Below are 24,858 nucleotides of genomic sequence, written 5' to 3' on the forward strand. Positions count from 1 at the left end.
AATAATTTTTCACTAATTTTGACATACATATTGGGGTTTGTTTGGCGACTTTAAGATACTGAATTTCAGTATCTTAACCCAATATGTATACACTTTTCTTCCTTAATTATATTTCACCCAACGGGTTCAAATATTAGGTTTTTATTAACTATCCTGTTTTTTACTATGATTTATGGTTATCTGAGGGTGTATACCGACAAGCAATCTGTCGAAAATCAACGCTATGAAATTCTTAAATACGACGACCTCAAAAAACTCTCCATTGATGAATGGGTTCAAGAAACCGCATCGGGACTAAAATCGGTAAAAGACCGTAAAATATCGGCATTGCTGGGCCGGATGAGAAAAGAGAATATCTTTCTGGTAAGCGAGCTTTCACGGTTAGGAAGAAACTTAATGGAGGTGATGTCAATCCTTCATGACTGTATGGAAAGAGATATTAAAGTTTTTTCGGTAAAAGAAGGTTACGAACTAGGGAAAAACTTCAATTCAAAAGTATTGGCGTTTGCATTTTCACTTTCGGCTGAAATTGAAAGAAATTTGATATCACAACGTACCAAAGACGCCTTGTCCAGGAAAAAAAGTGAAGGGATGAAGTTAGGGCGTCCGCAGGGTTCTCAGAATAAGGAAACAAAATTAACCGGTAAGGAGGACGATATCAGAAAGCTGCTAGATAAAAAAGTGGCCGTCTCGGCCATTGCCCGAATACTGGATGTAAATCGTTTGACGGTCAGAAATTTTATCAAAACCAGAAAATTAGGATCGTTGAACCCTGAGAATTGAATATTCGTGCGGATTCCGGAAAAGAAATTCTATGCGACCCGTGTGAAATTTTTACTTTTCTTTAGTTGCAACCAATTTCCCAAACTGTTGGGGATAGCTTATAGAGCAGTTTACAATTATAGGGTATAAACTAAAAACATAGTTTATTATTTTCATATTGTATATTGTGCTGTCTAATCGATTATAATCTTCGGCAAACTGTATCTATCAATATGAAAAAGTCTTATTATCCACTAGTTTCAGGGATAACCATTGTTTTGTTTATTTGTAATTTGGTGCATGCACAGGATGGGCCAGATTACAAGAATAGTAAGCAAATTGAACAGCTATTTTTGAATGACTCAACTCAAAACTATCAATTCGCCGCATGGGCTTATTCATTTATAGGGGAATATCACAAAGCTCTAAAAACATACGATAAGTCTGGCGGTGAAGAGCCGGAATTTCCTTATTCAGATATAAATATTTTGTCTAAATACCAAGTTAGGCCAGCTGTCGATTACATAATCGAGCAGAGTAAAAAGGAAAAAATTATAATTATTAATGAAGCGCACCATCAACCTGCACATCGTGTTTTTACAGAATCACTATTAGAAGGACTCTATAAAAATGGATACCGTTATCTTGGTCTGGAAACTCTTGCAGAAGATTCACTACTTAATATTCGTAAATGGCCATTAGTGAATGATGGTTACTATTCCCGTGAACCTCAATTTGGCAATATGATCCGTAAAGCTCTGAAAATCGGGTTTACTCTATTTTGTTATGAAGATTTGAGTGATCCGGAAGGAAGAGAGATCGGAGAAGCAAAAAATATAAAAAAAATTATTGATAAAGATGAAAGAGCTAAGATATTGATTCATTGTGGCTTCGGCCATTTACTGGAAGATTATAATGTTGAGCCATTGAGAATGGCTGGCGCATTGAAAAAAATATCTGGTATTGACCCATTTTCTATCGATCAGGTCGATTGGACTGAGCATAGTAATTCGGCATATGAGGCTCGTTACTATCAGTTTGCTCAAACTCAATATTCTGCCGTTTTTATTGATACCAACGGGAATCCCTATAATATGAGAAGGGATTCAAGTCTGGTTGATTTGAAAGTGGCTCACCCACGCACGCAGTACATCTCTAAACGTCCAAGCTGGTTATTACGTAATGATAGTTGGAAAGAATATAAACTAGATAAAATAAAATTTGATATCAATTTCCCATGCTTAATTTCTGCTTATCCAATTAAAGAAGATGATAAAGCAGAAAGTGTTCCTATCGATCAAATAGAAATTAACAATTATGGCGAAAAATCACTGATTTTGCCTCCCGGAACATTTATATTACCCCTGACAGACCAAAACGGGAGGACACAAAAAAGACAAATAACTGTTAAATAAGATCTTAACTAGAAAAAGCCGTCGTGGCTATGCGCAATTTTTACCTGTTTGTAACGAAAAACTTAAGTGAACGGTAGGCTACTGCCACAATATTCTAAATTCATATAAAGATTTAAACCGCTATTTTCCGGCCATTTGTAATGAAAACCTCGAAGACGATATCAGGAAACTACTCGATAAAAAAGTGGCCGTCTCGGACATTGCCCGAATACTGGGTGTAAATTGCTTGACGGTCAGAAATTTTATCAAAACCCGAAAACTAGAATTGTTGACCCTTGAGAATCGAATATTCGTGCGGATTCCGGAAAAGAAAAATTCTACGCGACCCGTGGGAAATTTTTGACTTTTCTTTACCGGGAACCATTTTTCGATCCTGAAATAATTTTCCAATACAATGACCACGATGTAGGGGAGGTTTTGCTTTTAAGTGGTATAATATCTTAGTGAATTTTGCTTTTTTTCTTTTATTGAATAGATATTGCACAAATATTCTATATTCTTTCACTTTGAGTATTATTAACGTTATTTTTAATCATCAGAACTAATAATCTGATGTGAGAAATATTTGTAAAGGGCGCTGGATATTCCGGCGCCTTTTTTCGTGTACTAGTATAATATACCGGCGTCTCCGTTTCCTTGTGGGATTCTTAAAATCTTATTTTGCGTAATTTGAAAATTTGGCATTGTAAAAACGATTTCAGATGGAAAAGAATAGGCAATGATCATACTTTATTCACACAAAGGAAAAATCCCCAAATCCACTTACGAGCTGAGCGTGGATTTGGGGATAAGATCTGCAAATGGCAAAGAGAATGCCAGCTACCGGGCCACAGGCCGAATCTCTAATTTTTTGAAAACAACTGATCCGCCAGTTGAAAAAAGTTCAATATTTCCCTCATGTTTCTTTGGGAAAACCACATCTGTCATCACCTGCTCACCGCCGTTTGCGAAAATTTCAACGATTGATTTGTCGACAAGTATCTGTAAGGTAATCTTGCCATTTTTTGGTTTTACAGCAATGGATTCCACACTTGGGAACCGGTCGCTAAAACTGACATTACCGGACTTTGTCCTGTCAAAACTCAATGTGTTTTTTGCTGAATCGTAAGTAAGGATACTTTCTTCTCCCTCACTTTTTAATAACCTGATCCCAAACGTTTTTGCTGTTCCAATTTCTATTTCAGCCTTTAATTCATAGGATTCGCCATTATATTTCAGTGGTAGATTTTCTTTCACTTGAATATTTGTAAGTTCAATAGTCTTCTTGGCTATAAAAGATAACTCAATCGGCGTTTGTACCAAACGGTAACCGGCGTCTGTTTTTTTCAATGAAAGCTCGCGCGGAATTGACATGGCGCCTTTAAATTTTTCCGTAGGTACTTTATTTGCATATTCCCAATCATTAATCCAGCCAATCATCACGGGTTTTTTAGATTGAAGATTACCAAAAGGAATTCCTGCATAAAAATCTTTTCCCTCATCAATAAAAAGAATTTCGTCTTGCTTCTGCGGTGTGAAGTTTTTGCCGTCAAAGTCGCCAACGAAATACTGCATGGCAAGATAGTCCTTCTGTCTATGACCGCTTGAAAGCGTAAGTATCCATTTTTTTTCTTTCTCACCCTGAACCGGAATCTGGAACAACGCGCTGCATTCCCAGATTTTGGAAACATCTCCTTGCTTGCCAAATTCGCTTAACAGTTTCCAGTCTTTCAGATTGGGCGATTCATAAAACTGAACGGTATATTCCAGCGCTTTAACGACAGACATAACCCACTTTTTACCAGGCGCATACCAAAAAACAAACGGATCACGGAAATCGGTCAGTCCTATGTCCAGCACCGGATTCTTGTCATAATGTTTCCAGGTACGGCCCTTATCTGCACTGTATGCAAGATTTTGATATTGTGCTAGACCTTTCAGATTGGCGTGTTTGTGAGCCGTATAAATGGCCACCATACCATCCTTTTTACCCTTGTCAAAAAAGCCGGAAGTATTTGCACTGTCTACAACAGCCCCGCCCGAAAAGATCATGGTTTGCGTGGAATCGTCCGCATTTTTGAATTCCTCCAAAGCAATGGGCAAATGCTCCCAATGCAGCAGATCTTTGCTCACGGCATGTCCCCAGCTCATATGTTCCGATACATTTCCAAACGGATTATGTTGGTAAAACATATGATATTCGCCGTCCAGATAGACGAGTCCGTTAGGGTCATTTATCCAGTTTTCAGGAGCTGTGAAGTGATAAGCCGGACGATATTCTTCCTTTGAGGATGTTTGGGCAAAGAGTGCGCACGATGATGATACCAATGCAATCGCTGCAATCCCGATGGATTTGATCATAATTTAGAAAGTTAAGTAGCTCGGCAATTAGCTTTAAGCGATTGGCCCTTCAACTACATTATTATAGAAAGTTAACGTAATCCATGACTGCATCTGACTCAGACGCAGTCATGTTTTTTAAAATCCTGGATTCTGTTTATAAAGACCTTTTGTAAAACTAATCTCACGCTGTGGAATCGGGAGATATTCGTCTCTTCCAGCGGTAAATTTCGCTGTGGCTAAAAACTGTCTTCTCGTTTTTTCCTTGTCAATATAAGCGTTCAGTGTTTTTTCAGCAATTCCCCAACGGACCAGATCAAAGAACCGCGGACTTTCTGTTGCAAATTCCAGTCTTCTTTCCCATTGCAATGCTTTTCTTGCAAAATCCTGCGTCCATCCTGATGCATATTCTTTAATATTATATTTTGAAGGTAGAGTACCGTCTGTTTTCTTCAAACGTCCGGTACTGGCAGCTGCGCGTCTTCTGATCTGGTTGATCAACGGAAGTGCCAGTGCCTGTTGTCCGAGTTCAATATAAGCTTCGGCCTGCATCAAAATAACATCGTCATAACGTATGATATCAATGTTTTTGGATGTACCAATAAAGGGGCCTTCTTTGTGATAAGAGGCGCTGGTAGCTAGCTGCTGCTCTTTCATGGTATGGAAAAAACCATAAACGCCCGGGTCACGGATCCAGCTGTTGCTGAATGGTTTAGTTGCGTCATACTTATACGGATGTCCGTCAATACCGATGGTATGGTCTACGCGCGGATCGACAGTTTCCGTGTTAAAATCTACGTTTTTATCATTGAATGTATCAAACAGTGGCAATCCGTTTGCATCGGTTTTGTAAGCATTCGCCAAATTCTGGCTTGGCTGGTGAAATCCGCAGCATCCGTATTGAGGCGCTCCGTGAGGATAATTTAATCCTGTCACATAACTCAATCTGCCCGCTGCTGTACCATCATTGATCGAATACTGGATGGCGAAAATCGATTCGGGACCATTTTCAGTTTCAGCAATGAAATTTTCCGCAAAATCCGGCTGCAAACTATATTGTCCCGACGCAATAACCTGCTGTGTGAGCGTAACAACTTCCTGTAACCGGGTTTTGTTGATGCTCGTCACTTTGTGCGTATCATCCTGTTCATAAGCCTGATACAGTCTTAGTTTTGCAAGATAAGAAGCTGCGGATAATTTATTAGCACGGCCAACCTGGCTTTGTTTCTGAGGCAAATTATCAATCGCAAACTGGAAATCTTCTCCGATTTTATTCCACAATTCATCATTTTTATACCTGACATTCGACTCGTTTAGAATTTCCTCGCTGGTCATTACCTCCGTAATGTAGGGAATATTCTTAAACAACATTTTTAGCATGAAATGCGAGTGTCCACGCAAAAAACGCATCTCAGCTTCTCGTGTTTTTTTCAAAGGAAATTCTTCTTCGGTTACTGTATTTAAACTTGCCAAAGCGGCGTTGGCTCTGGAAATCGCTTTGTAAAAATTTTCCCAGGTATACGGATGCATAAAAGTCAGATCCGGCCTTGTCAGATTGTAATGTTCGTAAAAATCGACTTCGGCCACATCCGAAACGCCGCCCCCACCTTTGTAAGCGTCATCCGAGCGGACGCTTCCATAGACCCACATGCTGGTCATCGGGCCAATCATTTCATCATTTCCAATGCCTGCATAAGCGGCGGTTACCAGTGATTCAGCAGCGGACGCTGATTTAACATTATCAGAGGATAAAAGGCCCTGCGGTTGATAGTCGAGGTAATCCTTGCAGGATGAAGTGATCATCAAACTGCTTGCCAACGCAAGAGAATATATATATTTATTTTTCATTGTTCGGAAAGGATTAGAATGAAACATTTAGCCCAACGGTAAATGTGCGAGGAATAGGGATAGCGTTGATGTCCGTACGTTCAGGATCAGGCCCAAGGAAACTTTTGGATTTGACAAGGAAAAGATTTTCGGCCATCAGATAAACCCGGACGCGTTGCAGCTTGATTTTCTCTAAAAATGCAGAGTTGATCGCGTATCCAAACTGAACATTTCTCAACTTGAAATACGAAGTATTGACGTTGAAATAATCCGAAGTCCGCGTTTCATTGTTGGAATCAGACAGGGAAAGTGCAGGGATTTTTGAACTTGTATTCGTCGTTGACCATGCATCAAAAACACCCGGTCCCACATTCTCGCGACCTCTGACGAAGTTGTTGTAGAATGTATAAGAGTCAAATCCTTTTCTGCCAGCAATACCTGAACCAAATACAGACAAATCAAAGTTTTTGTAAAAGACTTCTACTTTCAGGTTATATTCAAAAGCAGGCAAAGTAGTACCAAAGAACACGCGGTCCAGATCATCAATTCTGCCATCTCCGTTCGTATCCACATAACGGATGCGACCAGGTCCTGCACCGACCTGAGTTGGTGCAGCATCCACTTCCTGCTGGTTTTGGAAAAGACCGTTTGTTTTGTAGCCAAATAAATCAAACTGCGAATGTCCAAGAATCGTGTTCGTTACGTTTCCTGCATAGGCAGCTCTTACCTCCTCAGGAAGCTCGGTGATTTTGTCACGGAAGCGGCTGATACCCGTCATGATGTTATAAGTAAAATCACCTTTTGGTTTTGCATAATATCCCATCGAAAACTCGAATCCGTTGTTGGATTTTGCTGCACCGTTTACCACTTTCAACTGTCCTTCTCCCACGGCTGAGGCGATTGGAGGGGTGATCAATATGTCGCTCGTTTTGCGGGTAAAATAATCGAAAGATCCCTGAATACTTCCATCCAGAAACCCAAAGTCTACACCAAAGTTCGCTTCATTGGTACTTTCCCATTTCAGGTTTGGATTAGCGCCCTGGATTGAAACAATACCTGATGGAAGATTTCCTGTATTGGCACCGTTAAGGTCATAGGCTGTTCCGATGTTGTAATACTGATCAAAAAAGCTGTTGTGACCGTTTGAAAACTGTGATTGTCTGGTGCCGTAACGTGTATCATACAAACCGAAACGGGCAAGATCTCCAATTTCCTGATTTCCAACACGGCCAACGCCAGCTCTTACTTTCAGGTTACTGATCTTTCTTACATTTTTAAAGAAATTTTCCTTATCAATTCTCCATCCAACCGAAGCTGCCGGAAAAATACCATAAGCATTTTGACTACCAAAACGTGAAGAACCATCCCGGCGAATTGTCACGGCGGCCAGATATCGATCAGAAAAGCCATAGTCAACCCGGGCAAATTGGGATAATAAACGGCTTCCTGTGCCAGTCCCGGTCACGTTCGTATTACCCGTACCTGCATTGAGCACAAAGTAGTCTTCGGTTTGAACACCAAATCCTTCTTTTCTGGCAATCTGGTTATCAAGCGTATTTTTGATCGCTTCGGTACCGATCAGAAATTTCAGATGATGTTTTCCAAGATCCAGGTTATATCTTGCCGTATTGGACCAGGTCAGACTTAAATAACGATTTTCATCCAAGGTCAAACTGTTGCTGGTACGCCCAAAAGAACCTTCTTCAAAAGCCTGTTCAATATTTTTGAAACGGTAATTGGCATTATCAGCGCCTAGACTTGTTTTCAGGAAAAGGTTTTTAATTGGCTGGAGTTCGACAAAAACATTGCCAAAAAGTGTCATCCGGTTGGTGTTGTCCCATTTGTTAATATCCTGCATGTGAAGCGGATTATTCCGATCTGAATACCCTGAGCCAATCCCGCCACCCCAAGAGCCGTCTTTTGCATAAACAGGAATGGTTGGTGCCATGGTCACCGCAAGGCCTGGTGTAAGCGCGCCACCAATATCCGTTGAGGCAAGCGTTTCATTGGAGGTTGCCAGTTGAACATTGGCGCCGATTTTAAGTTTTCCATCAAAAGCACTCGTTAAGGCATTGATACGGCCACTGATTTTTTGGTAATCCGTAAAACGCAGCATACCAGTATTTTTGAAGTATCCAAGATTGACTTGCAGCGAAGAAGTCTTGTTTCCACCTGAAATCGTTAGTTCATTGTTGGTAACAATTCCCGTTTTGTACATTTCTTTTTGCCAATCGGTATCACCGGCAGGCATGTTCGGATTGCCGCCTACGAAGGGTTGAACCGTTACTCCGTTTAATATAGGGTTTTTAAAATCCTTGTTCCAGTCAAACGTGTACAAGGCGCCATAACCGTCTTCCGGATTCGCACCGTCGTTTACCGAAGCTCTCCATAACGCACGTCCCCTGTCAACCGAGTTAAGCATTTTAAACCTTGAATATTTTTCAGACTGCGCGGAAATGCTGCTGTTAAAATCAATATTGATCTTGCCATTAGAATTTGCACCATTTTTCGTCGTCACAATAATAACCCCGTTGGAGGCTCTTGACCCGTAAATCGAGGACGAGGAAGCATCTTTCAAAACCTGAATCGATTCGATTGAATTAGGGTTTAATCCCTGGAAAACTTCGGGTCTTTTTGTAGGGACGCCATCAATGATATAGAGCGGATCAGTATTTCCCAGCGTGTTTGCTCCACGGATTAGAATCCTTGAATTGGTACCATTTGGTGAGCCTGTTTTTTCAATATACAAACCTGGAACCCGTCCTTGCAAAGCCTGCATCGGATTTCCCGAGCTGATATTTTTTAGCGGTGCCATATCAACGACCGCAATCGCTCCGGTCAAATCTTCCTTTTTGGAAGAAGTATAACCGACCACGACAACCTCTCCCAGGTTTTTAGAATCGTATTCCAAAGTCACATCCAGTTTGGAGCTGTTGCCAGCCGGAAGTTCCTGGGCGATCATGCCCACATAAGAAAATACCAGGGTTGCAGTCGAGGAAACAGAAATCGAATATTTCCCGTCAACGTCTGTGATCGCGCCGTTTGTCGTTCCTTTTTCAAGAATGCTCACGCCTGGCAAGGTTAACCCATCAGAAGCTTTGACGGTACCGGTAAGGGTACCTTTGGTTTGCGCCCAGGCTATTTGCATGGAACACAGGATGGTCAGGACCACCAATCGTAGTTGTTTTTTCATAAATTGTAGAAGATAACCGGTTTAATTAGTAAGGAATTTTTCAAGTTCTAAATCGGAAATTGAAGGCGTAGCACCCTGATAAGTGGCTACCAAAGCACCAACGGCACAAGCATTTTTAAGCGCCAGAGAAACCGGAGAACCGGCCAGAATGTGTTTGAGGAACATGGCCAGAAATGAATCTCCGCTGCCGATCGTATCCTGAACTTCCACCTGGTATCCGCCCTGGCTTGTAAAACCATCTTGGTCAAGAACCACCGCCCCGTTAGCTCCCAGTGTCAAACAGATCATTTGGAGCTCAAATTTGTCAACCAGAAATTTCATCTGTGTCTGCGCATCCGGCAGGATTCCATACCATCCGGCAACGATAGCGAGCTCATGCTCATTCACTTTTACGATGTCAGCTTTTGATAGTAAATATTCTATCGTCGGACGGTCATAATGCGGAGGTCGAAGGTTCACATCAAATACTTTCAGCGGTGCTAGTTCCAGTAAATGATATAAAGTGTCCTTCGTCTGCTGATTTCTAACGGCCAGACTGCCGTACAAAAACACATCCGATTTGGCCACCACTTCATCCAGTCGTGGATCCGGCTGTATATAATCCCAAGCCACAGGCTGGACAATTTTGTAGGCCACTTCCGTTTTATCGGTAAGATTTACTTTGACTATACCTGTCAAATGGGTTTCTCCGATCTGCACAAACTCGGTAGATAATCCCTTCCGGTTAAGATTTTCTGTCAATTCCACGCCCAGATCGTCAGTACCTACGCGGCTAATGAAAGTTGGGTTCAGACCAAAGTTTTTTAAATGAATCGCTACATTCATGGGCGCTCCTCCGGGCTGTTTGCCAGATGGAAGCATATCCCATAACATTTCTCCAAAAATTACAATAGAAGGTGTCATATCAACGGGTTGGATTAGTGTAAAACCATTGTTTTTTCAAGTCGCTCCAAAGAGGTCCCTTTTGTTTCCGGCATTACGCGCCATACGAAAATCAGCTGCAAAACCATCATCACTGCGAAGAACGAGAAAGTGATACCGCCGCCTAAAAATTCTGAGATGATGGGAAAGGAGAAGGCAACGACGGCAGCCATAAACCAGTGCGTAAAACTTCCGAGCGCCTGGCCGTTGGCGCGTACTTCATTCGGGAAAATTTCCGAGATAAACACCCAGATGACAGCGCCTTGGGAAAATGCAAAGAAGGCGATGTATACAAAAAGGAAAATAGGTACACCTGAAAAATCCTGAATAAAAAAGGCTCTTGCCACAAGGCTCAATGTCACGATAAGTCCCACCGAACCGATCAACATTAGCGTGCGTCTTCCAAACTTATCTATAAAATTGATTGCCAGTAATGTAAATGCAAAGTTGACCAAACCTATACCCGCGGAAGAAAGAAACGCTGATTTTGTCCCAAGTCCGGTCATTTCAAAAATCCGGGGACTATAATAAATAATCGCGTTAATGCCTGATACCTGATTGAAGATTGCGAACATGACCGCCAGTCCAACGGGTGATTTGTATTTGGCTGAGAACAATTTTGCTTTGGGCTGGCTTTTGGTATCCGCCGTACTTTTTAAAATGTCAGAAAGCGTCTCTTCGCTGGTTCCCGGGTCGATTAGTTGCAGTATTTGGCGTGCTTCATCCAGTTTGCCTTTTTTCATGACCAGCCAGCGTGGACTTTCCGGTACATAAAGTATAGCCAAAAGGAAAATCAAGGAAGGAACTGCCTGTATACCCAGCATCCACCGCCAGGCATCTTCTCCGAGATCCTGCATGAAATAATTTGAAAAATAGGCGATAAGAATACCGAAGACTACATTGAACTGAAATAGTCCCACCATTTTTCCACGTGAACGTGCGGGTGATATTTCGGATATATATAAGGGAGCAGCCACAGAGGAAGCGCCAACACCAAGACCGCCCATAAACCTGAACAACAAAAACAGATACCAGTCATTGGACAAGGCTGATCCAAGAGACGATACCAGGTATAGTACGGCAATCCAGAATAATGTTTTTTTCCTTCCAAGCCTATCTGCCGGAATGCCGCCCAGCATTGCCCCGATGACTGTACCGATCAAGGCGATTGATACTGTGAAGCCGTGTTCAACGGCTGTGAGCTTCCATAGGATCTGGATTGCTTTTTCTGCTCCTGAGATCACGGCCGTGTCAAATCCAAAGAGAAAGCCTCCCAGCGCCACAACGATTGACCAAACCAATACTTTGCTATTTTTCATTCCTAGTTCTGATTTTTTTATCAAAACTACGCTCCGAAGATGCTATGAATAACTAAATAATATCTCAAAAAAGTTAAACTTTGATACTAGGTCAACTTTAAGCTCTATATGGATCAAAATCAGCATTTTATAACATATTCAAGGAAAAATTGCAGCACTGTTATTTCAATTTTGATACACCCGATTTCAAAAATGATACATTTGATGATGTTACATTTTTAAAAATGGTACAATGCAGAGAATTGATGAAACAAAACTTGAACAAATCAGGCGTTTTTATATTCCAAGGGTGTTTGGCTATACCTGGCTTTAAAGGCCGTTGAGAAATAAGTAGGTGACGAGAAGCCAACGCTGTATGCAATATCGGCAACGGTAAGATCATTTCGTCTCAGTAAGAAACGCGCCTTGTTCAGACGTATTTGCTGGATGTATTCATTTACACTGAAACCCAGAAGCGCCTTTACTTTTCTATAAAGCTGCACGCGTGACATCCCCATGTCCCTGGCAATATCCTCGACGTTCAAATCAGAATTCCCGTAGCGTTCTTCGATATAGGCTGTGAATTCTGTGACAAATTTCTTGTCCAGTTTATTGGGATTGTTGGTCGATGTTGTCTCGATCGGTAGTTCGCTGGTGTAGTGTTCGCGGAGTATCGAGCGGTTGCGGAGCAGCGTCTTTATAGTTTCTTTAACAAATTTCAAATTGAATGGTTTTGTAATGTAAGCATCTACACCGGTCTGAATCCCTTCAATTTGTTGTTCGGTTGTATTTTTAGCAGTCAGTAAAATGATCGGAATGTGGGAAGTTCGGAAGTCCGATTTCAGAACGGACGCAACATGTAATCCATCTTTTCCGGGTAACATGATATCACAAACAATCAGGTCAGGGATTTGCTCAAAGGCTAGTTTCAATCCTTCTTCTCCGTTGCTTGCTTTAACAATCAGATAATTATCCTGAAGTTTTTGCTCCACCAGACGGATCAGATCATCGTTGTCTTCAATAAGTAGTATTGTCTGATCATGATGAATGGCTGATCTTAAATCAGGTATATCGGTTATCTTTTCTTCCGGAATTTCCATACTTCTGACCAGGGATATTTCATCGGTCGGCTCGTTCCATATTTCATTTTCTTCAAAATGATCCTTTCCAAGAGGAAGTTCTATGGTAAATTTAGTCTCCTTTTCGTGCTCACTCTCTACTGAAATTGTTCCGTGATGCAGATTGATCAGTTCTTTGGAAAGGGCCAATCCTAAGCCCGTACCCAGCGTTTTATAACTTCCCTCTCCCTGATAAAAAATTTCGAAAGCATGCTGAACTTCTGATGCGGTCATGCCGTGACCATTATCTTCAATCGTAATTTTGACGCTGTAATCGGTAACAGATTTTACGTAAATGTATATACGTCCTTTGTCGCGGGTAAACTTAAAGGCATTGGAAAGCAGGTTGAATATCACTTTATCAAGCATGTTGCTATCAAACCAAACGGTAATATGCGGTTGGGAAGTGATCATACGAAAATCAATTTTTCTTTTTACGGCCATTTTTTCAAAAGAAGCCATAATATCTTTCAAAAACCCGACAATATTTTGCTCGCTGGCCCGGATCATCATTTTATGCCCTTCGATCTTTCGAAAATCCATGAGCTGATTGACCAGACGAAGGAGCCGGAATGTGTTTTTTTTGATCAGATTCAGTTCCTGTTTTATGAGCGAATCTTTAATTTTTCCATTGTCCAGCAGATCCTCAACCGGTGCTAAAATCAATGTCAGCGGAGTCCGGAACTCGTGCGAAATGTTTGTGAAAAATTTCAGTTTAGCCTCATGTTCAACGGTCGCTTTGTCGGCCATTTTTGAAATCTGATCTTTTTGATCCGAAATTTCATGGTTTTGTTTTTCAAGTCTTTTATTGATTTTTCTATTTTCCCTCAGCGAATAAAACGATAAAGCCCCGAAGAGTAAAGCCAGCGCAAGTGTGATGGAGATCGCATAAATGATGATGGATTGATTTTCGGAAATAGCTCGTTGTTCTTCGATTTTATGCTGTCTTCTTTCAATATCTTCCTGCTGGGAGATTACTTTCTGGTTTTGAAGCTTCATAATTCTCACGTTCGAAGAATCGATAAGCGTACTTTGCAAACGGTTTTCCCGCTTGAATGGTTGTTTTTCCAGAATATTAATAGCGGTTCGAATTGATTCTTCTCCTCCTGTCGGATAAATTATGGTCGCGTTCAGAATATCCCGGTCAACCAGATCAATGCCTTCATTGATACCGTTTAAACCGTCAACTCCGATTATTTTAATTCGTTTTTCAAGACCCAGTTTTTTGCAAATTTCAAAAGCCCGGATTGCGCGCCGATCATTTTGACAGTAAATAAAATCAATCAGACGATCACTTTTTAGCAGCGTGGTCAGGTCATTTTCAAACGAATATTTATCCCAGTCACCGTCCAGTTTAGCAACCAGATGAATTCCCGGGAAACTGCTGATACTTTCGACAAATCCTTTATGACGGTCAATATCCGCTGATGATCCGGGTAGCTCGCTTATTTCAACAACATTACCTTTGCCTTTGAGGACGGTATTTGCATAAATCCCTGCGGTGCGTCCCACTTCGATGTTTTCCGCACCCACATAAGCTGTGTATTGATCGGACATCGTGCGCCGGTCAACAATTATAACCGGAATACCTTTTTGGTATGCTTTTTCAACAATGGGTGTAATCCTTTTGGCTTCATTGGGTGAGACAATCAGCAGATCTACTTTTTGATCGACCAATTGCTGTATCTGATCAATTTGTTTCAAGCTTTGTCCGTCTGCATCTTTCATCACAAAGTTAATTTCAGGATGAAAGGACAATTCCCGCTGCATATTTTCCAACATAGTTTTGCGCCAGTTGTCAGACCCGGTACATTGGGAAAAACCGATGGTGAACTGCCTGGTCTTGTCATCAGAACAGCCCAGAGCAATAAGCAAAATAATCAGGATTAACGCAGCAGACTTCAATTTTTTATTGTATTTGTTCTAGTGTAGGAAGGGTTAAAAGTATTACATTTTATTGGTCCAATCAAATTTTTTCTGCCATGCTTGTCCTGCATCCTCACGGGCAGACGGAATGACCACAGCCAGTGAAGTTTATAAAATCAGAAATCAATTTTATCCATTTTCCGGATTTGAATCAAGTATAATGATCTGATGGTTAGAATGTAGCATTTATTAGACGGGCACTATGTCATCAGTTACTGTTCTTATAACTGCTCTGTTCCTTTTGATGAATTCCACATATTCAGGTCGTTTTCGTTATCAATGTCTGTAAGTGTTTTAAGCAAACAATAAGTTAAATGATGCTGCCTGCATTTTTGAAGAGTTAGTTCAAGAACCTGCTCAGTACTCCACGGGATATCTTCAAAAAGAAAGGGTTGAAAATGTTTCATGCCCAGCAGATAATAGCCTCCGTCCATTGCCGGACCTATCACAACCTCATTTTCATCGAGCGCTTTCATAGCTTCTGAGATTATTGAGGCATCAAGTCCAGGGCAATCGGTTCCTATAATGACGATTTTTTGCTCGGACGTTTCAAATACTTCTTTAAAGGCATTGGACATTCGTTCCCCCAAATGCTCCCCATTTTGCAAACGGATGTTAAACGGATGTTCGATTACCGGTAAATCGCTATCCAAAGTATCAGAGAAGTAAAGGAACGTAGTATTAGCTGATTCGTTTATCTGCCTAAGGGTGTGGGTTACCAGCCTGCCATAAATTTCAAGTGCTTTATGATCGCCTATTGTTGCCGCCAAACGAGTCTTAACCCGGCCAAGTGTCAAATTTTTCAAAAAAACAATAACTGATTTTTTCATAAATAAAATGCTAGATTGTATTACCGCCACAGCTCGAACCTGCGCCTGCGGTACAGCCATAGCAATGCTGGCCAGTTAAAATCTCACGTTTATCGACCAGCTCCTGGTTGTACAGGCTGATATGGTTATAAGCAGGGTCGAATTTCATGTCCAGCATTTGATTAAAATCGCAGTCATATAACAAACCATCCCAGCCAACCGAAACCATAGACCTGCACATGACCCCGTTTGCAGCGGTGGGATTGAAAGCGTTGACAAGCTTTTCCATATAGCCGTCATAGTTGCCTGAGCTGATCAGATAATCCAGGTAGCGGCTAACAGGAATGTTGGTTATTGCAAACAGCTCATTGAATACAATTCCAAACTCATCGTAAAGTACTTTCTTGAACTGGCGCTCCAGGCCTTTCTGGGGCGCAGGCATAAATGCACCGTTTGGATTATATACCAGATTAAGGATTAGTCGGCTTCCATCAGCGCCGTAACCCTGGGCGTTCAGCATTTTCAATGCTTTTACAGAATCTTCAAAAACCCCTTTCCCGCGCTGCCGGTCAGTTTTGTCTGCATTGTAGAAAGGTAGCGAACTAACCACTTCAACCTTGTGGGTTTTAAAGAAAACAGGCAGATCATTGTATTTCGGATTGGCTACGATAATGGTCAGATTACAGCGCACAATAACATGTTTGTCCAATGCAGTCAGCTGTTCTACAAACCAGCGGAAATCCGGATTCATTTCTGGCGCTCCGCCTGTCAGATCAACTGTGGTGATTTGCGAATTTACAAGTGCATCCAGACACTGCTGCATGGTATGCCTGGTCATGATCTCTTTACGGTCAGGACCAGCATCCACGTGGCAATGTTTGCAAACCTGATTACACATTTTACCTACATTGATCTGCATCGTGGTGGTGCCTGTGGGTTTCAATGGAAACAAGGATGCAGCCTCAAGCTTTTGCTCAAAAAGAGGCAGATGTAAATTGTCAAAAACCTGGTCATGCAAGGTTTTAATCTGTATTGCTGAATCCGCTAAAAGATTTCCACTTGCTTTGAGTGATTTCATTCTTTGCTTTAGATAAAAGTACGACAAGAACATTTACATTGAAAGATCCTTTGCTTTGTTCATCATCTGCACACCGTGCACCAAAGTTGCACCACCACGAATGGCAGCAGCCACGTGTACGGCTTCCATCATTTCAGCTTCCGAGCATCCTTTTTCCAAGGTATCGGTAGTATAAGCGTCAATACAATATGGACACTGGACTGTATGGGAAACGGCCAGGGCGATCAGTGATTTTTCCCGGGCGGTCAGGGCACCTTCGGCAAATACTGAGCCATAATAGGAGAAAAACTTATCGGCAAGTTCTTTCTGGAATTCTCCAATTGCACCAAATTTTTTCAGGTCTTCCGGATTGTAGTAGGTGTTCATTTTTTTTCAGAATTTAGGTTTTAATTATATACGAGATTCGGAATTATATAGATTGAACATTTAGATATTACCTGTAATCCAGCATGGCTTTGTATTTTAAAGCAATTTTTGAAGGATCTTTTTTCATATAAAACATCGTAAATGCGGTCAGATTGGCAAGTTGCACGCGGAGCCAGCTATTGGTATCATATTTTCTTGCTGATACAATGACGTCTTTTGGAATAATTTTAAACCGTGCAATTTTCCAGATCCGGATGATGATATCATAATCCTCCATGATGGAATAATACTCATCGAAACCATGAAGCTGATCAAATAATGTTCGCGTAACAAAAAGCGTCTGGTCACCTCCACGGCACATCAGTCTGTTGAAACGGGTAAAATAGCTGTTGATTTTAAGCATATTTCGATCGGAATCAAAACGGAATCGGTAACAGCCTGCATCAAAACCACCTGATACTGCGCTTTCAATATCTTTAAAATAATCCGGATGGATGCCAACATCCGCATGAACAAAATACAATACGTCACCCCTGGCAAACCGGGCCGCGTAATTCATCTGAGCGGCTCTGCCCGGCCAGGGCGATTTTATTACGATGGCGCCAGCCTGAGCGGCTTTTTGCAAGGTATCATCTTTACTTCCCCCATCCGATACAATAACTTCAATTTGCTTACCGAGAGCAAGTTTAAATAAATCGCTGACAAGACCTGCAATGTTCGCAGACTCGTTATAGGTGGGAATAATAATACTGAGCTTCATAAGAATATGGGCATGATTACATCAGCTTATTGGACTGGGTTTAAAAGACATCCGATCTAAACCATTTTGTTATGCGTAAGTACGAATATATTGATCAAAAGTAAAAAACTGTTTTTCAATTGATTCATATGAAAGTCATAATCGCTATACTGTCGCTTTGCTGCATCCCCAGTTTTGGCCGTTGTCAGCCCAGCCCGGATACACTTAATTACATGATTGAAGTTGCATCTTTTAAAGTTGGGACAATGATGGCAACTAGGCTGCACCTTGGAAATGGAAAGACAAAGTATACATTAATCAGTAATGTGAAAGTCAATCTATTACTATACCATTTAAAGCTATTTTATAAGGTTGAAAGTAATTATATGAACAATAAACTGATCACTGCATTTGTAAATACCAAAAGCAATAAAGGAAATTTTTATACGCAGGTGATTGAAGTGAATGGTCGTTATTTTATCAAAGCGCACCAGTACAGTCACCATCTTGAAACTATTGAAACAGACCCAATTCTATACTCAGTAGCCAAAGCGTTTTTTGAACGGCCCCGGCAGGGTAAAGTGTTTGGAGAATATCTGGGTGATTATCTTCTTGTAGACAAGGTTTCAGAAGATGTTTATATCTTTAAACGCAAAGATCAGGTTGACGAATACACGTATAGTCATGACATCGTAAAAAGCATTGTTAAGAAGAACAGATTTATTGATTTTAAAGTCCGGCTGATCAAATAGCTCGTCAGTGTAACAGATATATGATTACTATAATGAAATGGATGTCGATCTTTACAGGTGTTTTCTTAGGCGTTTGGGGAATTGGTTTATTGCCAGTAACAGGTCAGATTAGCAAAGAACCAGATCTGAAATTGATTGAACAATCCGGGAAACTCCTTTTACAGGTCAAGATGGATGAGCCTGTTGATAGTCTTTCGCGTGTTTTGGCAACAATATCAACGGATGCGCTGATTGCTGGCCTGCCCACCGATGATGCCCGCAAAACATTCTGGATCAATATCTATAACGCCTATTTTCAGATTCTTGCTTCAAAGGAAAAGAAAACCAGACCAGCAATTTTTAAAGAAAAACTCATAACCATTGGCGGTATCAAACTAAGCCTTGACCAGATCGAACATGGAATCCTGAGAAGGTATCGGTCTAAGTTGAGCCTGGGTTATCTGCCCCAGTTTTTCCCGGGAAAGATCATCAAACAACTTGCGGTTTCTAAAATAGATTACCGTATCCATTTTGCCTTAAACTGCGGTGCGAACAGCTGTCCTCCGATCGCATTTTATGATTATAGTAAAATAGACAAGCAACTGAGCCTGGCAGCTTCATCTTTTTTAAAGACAGATACCGAGATTGACGCCGCTAAAAAGCAGGTAAGGGTCAGCAGAATATTGCAATGGTTCAAAGCCGACTTTGGTGGAAATAAGGGTATAAAAGTCATTTTGAATAAATACCTGAACCAGGATTTTTCGGGCTATTCATTAAAATTCAAAGAATATGACTGGACACAAAAAATGAAAAACTTCGATTCATAATCCTCAAAATCCTACACTATGTTTATTCTGGATGCAAAAGATATCTCTTCGCTGGAATCTCACCTGAAAAGCCAGGGATGGATATTGAAAGAAGAAAAGATAAGCCAGGTTTCAGTGCCGGGCGAAGGAAATATGAATTATGTTCTTCGTATCAGCACCTGGGACAGATCATTTATCGTCAAACAATCAAGGGCATATGTAGAAAAATACCCTCAGGTAAGCGCTCCGGCTGACAGGGTTTTAATGGAGGGTTTTTTTTACCAAACTACAAAGGCTGATCCGCTCATTGCCAGTCTTACCCCCCAGGTTATTGGAATTGATCCGGCCAATAATATCATGGCCCTGGAAGATTTGGGTCTGTCAAGTGATTTCATGTTTTTATATCATCCATCCAGGGTTCTTGATATTTCCCGGCTTGCGGAACTGACAGATTTTTTGAGCTGCCTGCATGTGAACTTTCAAGGTATTTCTACAAGGGAATCCTTTAAGAACAGTGCTATGAGGTCGCTCAATCATGAGCATATTTTTGTATATCCTTTTATGGAAAATGGATTTGATCTGGATAGGATCCAGCCTGGATTGCAGGCCGCCGCGGCTGATTATAAAAAAGATGATGTGCTAAAAAAAGAGATAGACCATTTGGGTCAGATCTATTTGTCGGATGGCAACTATCTTTTGCATGGAGATTTTTATCCTGGAAGCTGGCTTCAGACAAGACAAGGAATAAAGATCATCGATCCTGAGTTCTGTTTTTATGGCCCGGCTGAGTTTGACCTTGGTGTTATGCTCGCACATCTGCATCTGGCGGGCGAAACAGAAGCAGTGATAAATTTTGCCATCGATAGATATTCTTCCAGTATTCAAATCGATTACAACCTGCTAAACCAGTTTGTAGGAATAGAAATTATCAGGCGCCTGATTGGGTTGGCGCAACTGCCTCTGCATAAAACTTTGCAGGAAAAAATTGAATTGCTAAGATTTGCAAGGACGTTAATTGTGTCTTCATGATAAGAATTTGGCTGTTAACCTTGAAAATCCGGTATCTAAAATCACCTGAATCGGGAAAACGAATTGACCGGAATTTTCTGTCATTATACCATGGAATAAGAAGTTCCAACGCCAAAATCAGGAAAGTTTAAGATCGTTATGTGGCCAAACAATGTAAATAGAAAACCATTAAACTTACCAGTCTTTGATAAGTTTAATGGTTTTTACGAATTAAAGAGTTGCGATATCAATTACAAACCGGTAACGGACATCACCTTTTTCCATACGTTCGTATGCAGTATGAATGTCTTTAATATCAATCATTTCTATATCTGAAACGATGTTATTCTCTGCGCAAAAATCAAGCATTTCCTGAGTTTCGGCTATACCTCCAATACCGGAGCCACCAATACTTTTTCTGCCACCAAGCAAACTAAATGCTGCTATTTCAGCTGGTTTCGGAGGAACACCAACGCAAATTAATGTACCATCCGTTCTTAATAAGGAAAGATACATATTGAAATCATGCTCGGCAGAGACCGTATCCAGTATAAAATCATACGTGCCCATGGCAGCTTTGATCTGCTCTTTATCGGTAGTCACAACAAAATGGTGTGCACCTAATTTTTTTGCATCTTCTTCTTTTTTAGGCGAAGTGCTAAGCACCGTTACTTCTGCACCAAAAGCTACCCCGAATTTGACAGCCATATGGCCCAATCCGCCCAGGCCAAGTACCGCAAGTTTATGTCCTTTGCCCACTTTCCAGTGTCTTAAAGGAGAATAAGTGGTGATACCTGCACATAACAAAGGTGCAACGGCAGCAAGATCAAGTTTTTCTGAAATGTGCAATACAAATTCTTCACGAACTACGATGGTATTGGAATAACCTCCGTAAGTTGGTGTTTTGCCATCGCGCTCCAAACCATTGTAAGTCTGTGTATTACCTTCCAAGCAATATTGTTCAAGATCTCTTTTACAGTTTTCACATTCCTGGCAGGAATCGACCATACAACCCGTTCCGGCCAGATCGCCAACCTTAAATTTCTTTACATGGTCGCCGACTTTAACCACGCGGCCTACGATTTCGTGCCCTGGTACCATTGGGAATATTCCCGGAAACCAATCGTTTTTAATCTGGTGTAAATCAGAGTGACAAACCCCGCAGAAAAGGATATCAAACTGGACATCGTGCGGGCCCACTTCCCGGCGTTCAAAGGTCCATGGAGTCAAATCTGCTGCGACTGTCTGCGCTGCGTATGCTTTCGTTTCTATCATTTTATAGTATTGTTGAATAAAAAAATAAAGGTATAAACTTCCCTAACGAACAGATTGCAAGAATCAAACAATTGTATTATACAAATCAAACATTTGGAGATTTTACTAATACTGAACCCAACTGAATTAGTTTTCGGATACCTTTTCAGGTTATTTTAGCTATAAAATTAAAAACCGTTGCCGATTTTTTCGGCAACGGTTTTTAATAAAAAGACAATATTGAAACTACCAGAGTGGCTGTTTCAATTTAATAAAATAGATCCTGTTTTTGTCCACTTTACCCGTTGCGGGAAGAATTTTTGACATATAAGTTCCTGTCCCTGTAACTCCAAAATCATCATCGTTCGATACTGCGATCGTCGTAGAATTAATAATAGCCAATCCCTCAGCTTTGTCGTGCGGATACAACGAGGTAATGTCTGTCATAAGATCAGCTACCAATGTTTTTGTTACAGGTATGATGCCGTTTGAAGCAAGTGCCGCTGCTGTTTTCAGCTGTTCAACAGTAGAGCCGCTATAAAGTTTTCCTGTTGCTGCATTTGATGGATCCGAAATATCTGTCGCTCCGGAAATACTTATCTTATAGATTTTTTTAATCACTGTGGACCGGGTAGCATCCGTTGCATATTCACCGTCACGTTCCAGAACCAAAAACTCGGTATTACTGACTGCTACGATTTCGCTGTTCGCCTGAAGATTCGCACGATCAATAAGATATACGTATTCTTTGCTTGTTCCCGCAGCAATATCATACGACAAAATACGTGTAACCAGCGATCCCGATACTGCCGCGGAGGATGGATTGTACAAAGGAAACTGCATGATACCCACAAGGGTTTTTCCATCCGGTGTAATCGTCAGGCCTTCCATACCGCGGTTAGGTCTTCTGCTGGCAAAAACCAAAGGGATTTTGCGTCCGCCTTTGCCGCTTCCAAATGGGTTGATCCTTTCAATTGTTTTTCCGTCAGCATCAAAATGAACCAGGTGAGGGCCATATTCGTCGCTTATCCAGAAAGTACCGTCTTTGGCCATCGCCATTCCTTCCGAATCCAGACCGTCCACGCTATTAGTAAGAACGTTTCCTGCAAGATCCAGCGCAATTTCTCCACTGAATCCCTGACCAGCCGGATTAGGCAAACCGTTTAATTTGGCCCCGTTTTCATTTTTTAACTCAATGATTTTTTCAAGCAAAAGCTGCTGACCTGATAATCTGAATTTTCCGATTTGCGGTGCAAAACCTGGCGAAGCAAATACTTTGGAGTTCGCAACAGTACCATCAATATTAGGGCCGCGGTCTGTCAAGAAATAAAAGATATTGTGATCATTCGGATCTTGTACCAATGCTGATCCAAAACCACCATTGGATACATCAACGCCGTTTGCATTGGTAAGCACAACGGGATTGCTGGCTTCTGCCATTTCCGGATAGGTAATGGTTTCAATATCATGGTCCGTGCAACCAAGGCACATCATGATCGTTGAAAGTGTGAAGAGTGCTGGTAAATTCAGTTTCATATTCTGATGGTTAATTTTTTACAAAATTAAAGCCGCCAATTTTACCGCTGGATTAAGAAATGGGCCTGAAAATGAACAAGGTGTGAATTTTAATTTTGTTTTAATCTTAACAAACTGGTAATACTGATTTAATCTCCAAAAGAGTCTAATCCGTTTACTTTGTGAGTAATACAAAACTACTCACCATGTCAACGAAAAAACTTTTACTACCATCCACAGCCCTTTTGAGCCTATTGATTTTGGCAGGTTGTGAAGATCACCGTATGGCCGACAGTCCGGACATCGTCGTGCAAAACCGTTCGGTAACGCCGGTTCTTGCCAAATTCCTTCCTGGTGCAACCAACGGACGCATTGGAGCGAACAACCTTTCTATGTATTCATTGCTTAGCAGTGATGATGTTTTGGAACAATCGCCAAGTTACGTATTTGGCGGCTCGGCCGATGGCGCGGGTATTTTCCAAAATCCGGATGGAAACTATACCGTTCTTGTCAATAACGAAGACAATTTCGCAGTCTCACGTATTACACTCGACAAAACTTTTAAACCTGTTAAAGGTGAATACGTTTTGAATTCTGATGGAGGAACCTGGCGCTTATGTTCTGCAACCTTGGCAACACCTCTTGAACATGGGTTTGGACCTGTATTTTTGACTTGCGGGGAAAGCGGACAAGAATCTCGTACACATGCGCTGAAAGTGGATGCCAACGTAAACCAATCAAGTATTTCAAGAGAAATGGCAGGTCTTGGACGGTGGAGTGCTGAAAATGCGCTTCCGTTACCAAAAACTGCTTATCCGGGCAAAACGATTATCATGATCGGTGATGATGATTCGGATGTTAATGGTGGACAATTGGCAATGTACGCTTCCAACACTGTTGGAGATCTTGAAAATGGATTGTTATACATGTTGAAACGTTCTGATAACAATCAGAAGGAAATGGACATGAAACCGGGTACCGTTTATGATGTTGAATTTGCAAAAATTGAAAACCATAAAACACTTACCGGCGCTCAGATCAATGCCAAAGTAAATGATTTGAAAGGTATTAAATTCGGTCGTGTAGAAGATGTTGATTACCGCAAAGGTTCTGCTGCAAACGGACGCGAAGTTATTTTTGCAGTAACGGGCCAGGATAATTCAGGTGTTAACGCCGATTATTCGCGCTCTAAATATGGACGTATTTACCGTCTGGTATTGGATGAAAAAGATCCTTCGAAAGGAAAACTTGAAGTTTTACTGGATGGAGACGACCGCTCAGGAATCGCCAAAACTTTTCAGGATCCTGATAATGTTTGTGTGACTACCAACTACATATACATTATGGAAGATCCAAACGGATATGGTGATGAAAAACATGATGGTTATGTGTATCAATATAATCTGAACACAAGACAATTGACTCCGATCATTGAAATTGATCACCGTCGTACAGCCTCTGACGCTGCAAAATACAATGTTGGCGGAACTTCTAAATTGGGTTCATGGGAATCAAGTGGTATGATAGATGTATCGGATGTAACCGGTCGTCCAAATACTTTCATGCTTGGTATTCAGGCTCATACATGGAGAGGTGACAAGTACAAAGGTGTTGACGGAGGTTCTGTTCGTAAGAATGAGGATCAGGCCAGTCAGTTAATTCTGATCGAAGGTTTGCCTCGTTAATCCTTACCAATAATAAAAGACGCCTGTCCGGAATTTCTCTGGCCAGGCGTCTTATGTATTTTCAAATCCCACATTTTTTCAAAATATC

General features: G+C 41.2%; 18 protein-coding genes. 6 read left to right on the forward strand and 12 right to left on the reverse strand.

What is annotated here, in order from left to right; translation table 11 throughout:
• Positions 1 to 165 precede the first annotated feature (165 nt).
• Positions 166 to 783 (forward strand): master DNA invertase Mpi family serine-type recombinase, encoded by a 618-nt coding sequence (locus tag FZF08_RS28550; RefSeq protein ID WP_159477233.1) that lies wholly within the window; start codon positions 166 to 168, stop codon positions 781 to 783.
• Positions 784 to 995: 212 nt separating this feature from the next.
• Positions 996 to 2,177, forward strand: coding sequence for a hypothetical protein (locus FZF08_RS28555; protein ID WP_159477236.1), 1,182 nt, complete (start codon positions 996 to 998; stop codon positions 2,175 to 2,177).
• A gap of 819 nt (positions 2,178 to 2,996) precedes the next feature.
• On the opposite strand, the gene FZF08_RS28560 is transcribed toward FZF08_RS28555, so the two are convergent.
• From FZF08_RS28560 to FZF08_RS28605, 10 genes are all read right to left on the reverse strand, one after another.
• Positions 2,997 to 4,517 (reverse strand): glycoside hydrolase family 32 protein, encoded by a 1,521-nt coding sequence (locus FZF08_RS28560; RefSeq protein ID WP_159477239.1) that lies wholly within the window; start codon positions 4,515 to 4,517, stop codon positions 2,997 to 2,999.
• A 117-nt stretch (positions 4,518 to 4,634) separates the two neighbouring features.
• Positions 4,635 to 6,344: a RagB/SusD family nutrient uptake outer membrane protein gene (locus FZF08_RS28565; RefSeq protein ID WP_159477242.1), complete on the reverse strand. Its 1,710-nt coding sequence runs from the start codon at positions 6,342 to 6,344 to the stop codon at positions 4,635 to 4,637.
• Between the two features lie 13 nt (positions 6,345 to 6,357).
• Complete coding sequence (locus tag FZF08_RS28570) at positions 6,358 to 9,516, reverse strand: TonB-dependent receptor (protein ID WP_159477245.1); 3,159 nt, start codon at positions 9,514 to 9,516, stop codon at positions 6,358 to 6,360.
• 21 nt (positions 9,517 to 9,537) lie between these two features.
• A complete protein-coding gene (locus tag FZF08_RS28575; RefSeq protein ID WP_159477248.1) occupies positions 9,538 to 10,419 on the reverse strand; it encodes a carbohydrate kinase in 882 nt (293 codons plus the stop codon).
• A 14-nt stretch (positions 10,420 to 10,433) separates the two neighbouring features.
• Positions 10,434 to 11,756: a sugar porter family MFS transporter gene (locus FZF08_RS28580; protein WP_159477251.1), complete on the reverse strand. Its 1,323-nt coding sequence runs from the start codon at positions 11,754 to 11,756 to the stop codon at positions 10,434 to 10,436.
• A gap of 266 nt (positions 11,757 to 12,022) precedes the next feature.
• Complete coding sequence (locus FZF08_RS28585) at positions 12,023 to 14,758, reverse strand: substrate-binding domain-containing protein (RefSeq protein WP_159477254.1); 2,736 nt, start codon at positions 14,756 to 14,758, stop codon at positions 12,023 to 12,025.
• Between the two features lie 242 nt (positions 14,759 to 15,000).
• Positions 15,001 to 15,669, reverse strand: a complete 669-nt coding sequence (locus FZF08_RS28590) for a TIGR04282 family arsenosugar biosynthesis glycosyltransferase (protein WP_200837185.1) — start codon at positions 15,667 to 15,669, stop codon at positions 15,001 to 15,003.
• A complete protein-coding gene (gene arsS, locus FZF08_RS28595; protein WP_159477257.1) occupies positions 15,620 to 16,666 on the reverse strand; it encodes an arsenosugar biosynthesis radical SAM (seleno)protein ArsS in 1,047 nt (348 codons plus the stop codon). The genes FZF08_RS28590 and arsS overlap by 50 nt, the downstream gene beginning before the upstream one ends.
• A gap of 33 nt (positions 16,667 to 16,699) precedes the next feature.
• The gene (locus tag FZF08_RS28600) at positions 16,700 to 17,032 is read right to left on the reverse strand and encodes an arsenosugar biosynthesis-associated peroxidase-like protein (RefSeq protein ID WP_159477260.1); all 333 of its coding nucleotides are present in this window, start codon (positions 17,030 to 17,032) and stop codon (positions 16,700 to 16,702) included.
• 67 nt (positions 17,033 to 17,099) lie between these two features.
• Positions 17,100 to 17,792 carry a TIGR04283 family arsenosugar biosynthesis glycosyltransferase gene (locus tag FZF08_RS28605; protein WP_159477263.1) on the reverse strand — a complete coding sequence of 231 codons (693 nt, stop codon included), beginning with the start codon at positions 17,790 to 17,792 and terminating at the stop codon, positions 17,100 to 17,102.
• A 128-nt stretch (positions 17,793 to 17,920) separates the two neighbouring features.
• On the opposite strand from FZF08_RS28605, the gene FZF08_RS28610 reads away from it, so the two are divergent.
• The 3 genes from FZF08_RS28610 to FZF08_RS28620 are packed head-to-tail and all read left to right on the forward strand — an operon-like array spanning position 17,921 to position 20,337.
• On the forward strand, positions 17,921 to 18,523 hold the full coding sequence (locus FZF08_RS28610; RefSeq protein WP_159477266.1) for a DUF6134 family protein: 603 nt from the start codon (positions 17,921 to 17,923) through the stop codon (positions 18,521 to 18,523).
• 20 nt (positions 18,524 to 18,543) lie between these two features.
• Positions 18,544 to 19,329: a DUF547 domain-containing protein gene (locus tag FZF08_RS28615; RefSeq protein ID WP_159477269.1), complete on the forward strand. Its 786-nt coding sequence runs from the start codon at positions 18,544 to 18,546 to the stop codon at positions 19,327 to 19,329.
• An 18-nt stretch (positions 19,330 to 19,347) separates the two neighbouring features.
• Positions 19,348 to 20,337 (forward strand): phosphotransferase, encoded by a 990-nt coding sequence (locus tag FZF08_RS28620; protein ID WP_159477272.1) that lies wholly within the window; start codon positions 19,348 to 19,350, stop codon positions 20,335 to 20,337.
• 210 nt (positions 20,338 to 20,547) lie between these two features.
• Here FZF08_RS28620 and FZF08_RS28625 read toward each other — a convergent pair whose 3' ends face one another.
• Together FZF08_RS28625 and FZF08_RS28630 are read right to left on the reverse strand one after the other, a co-directional pair.
• Positions 20,548 to 21,591, reverse strand: coding sequence for an NAD(P)-dependent alcohol dehydrogenase (locus FZF08_RS28625; protein WP_159477275.1), 1,044 nt, complete (start codon positions 21,589 to 21,591; stop codon positions 20,548 to 20,550).
• A 225-nt stretch (positions 21,592 to 21,816) separates the two neighbouring features.
• Entirely contained in the window at positions 21,817 to 23,106 is a 1,290-nt protein-coding gene (locus FZF08_RS28630; protein ID WP_200837186.1) for an esterase-like activity of phytase family protein, read from the reverse strand.
• 185 nt (positions 23,107 to 23,291) lie between these two features.
• Here FZF08_RS28630 and FZF08_RS28635 point away from each other — a divergent pair, with 185 nt between their 5' ends.
• On the forward strand, positions 23,292 to 24,770 hold the full coding sequence (locus FZF08_RS28635) for a hypothetical protein (RefSeq protein ID WP_159477278.1): 1,479 nt from the start codon (positions 23,292 to 23,294) through the stop codon (positions 24,768 to 24,770).
• Positions 24,771 to 24,858: the final 88 nt, after the last annotated feature.

The organism is Dyadobacter sp. 3J3, from assembly GCF_009801115.1.
Taxonomy (GTDB): Bacteria; Bacteroidota; Bacteroidia; order Cytophagales; family Spirosomataceae; genus Dyadobacter.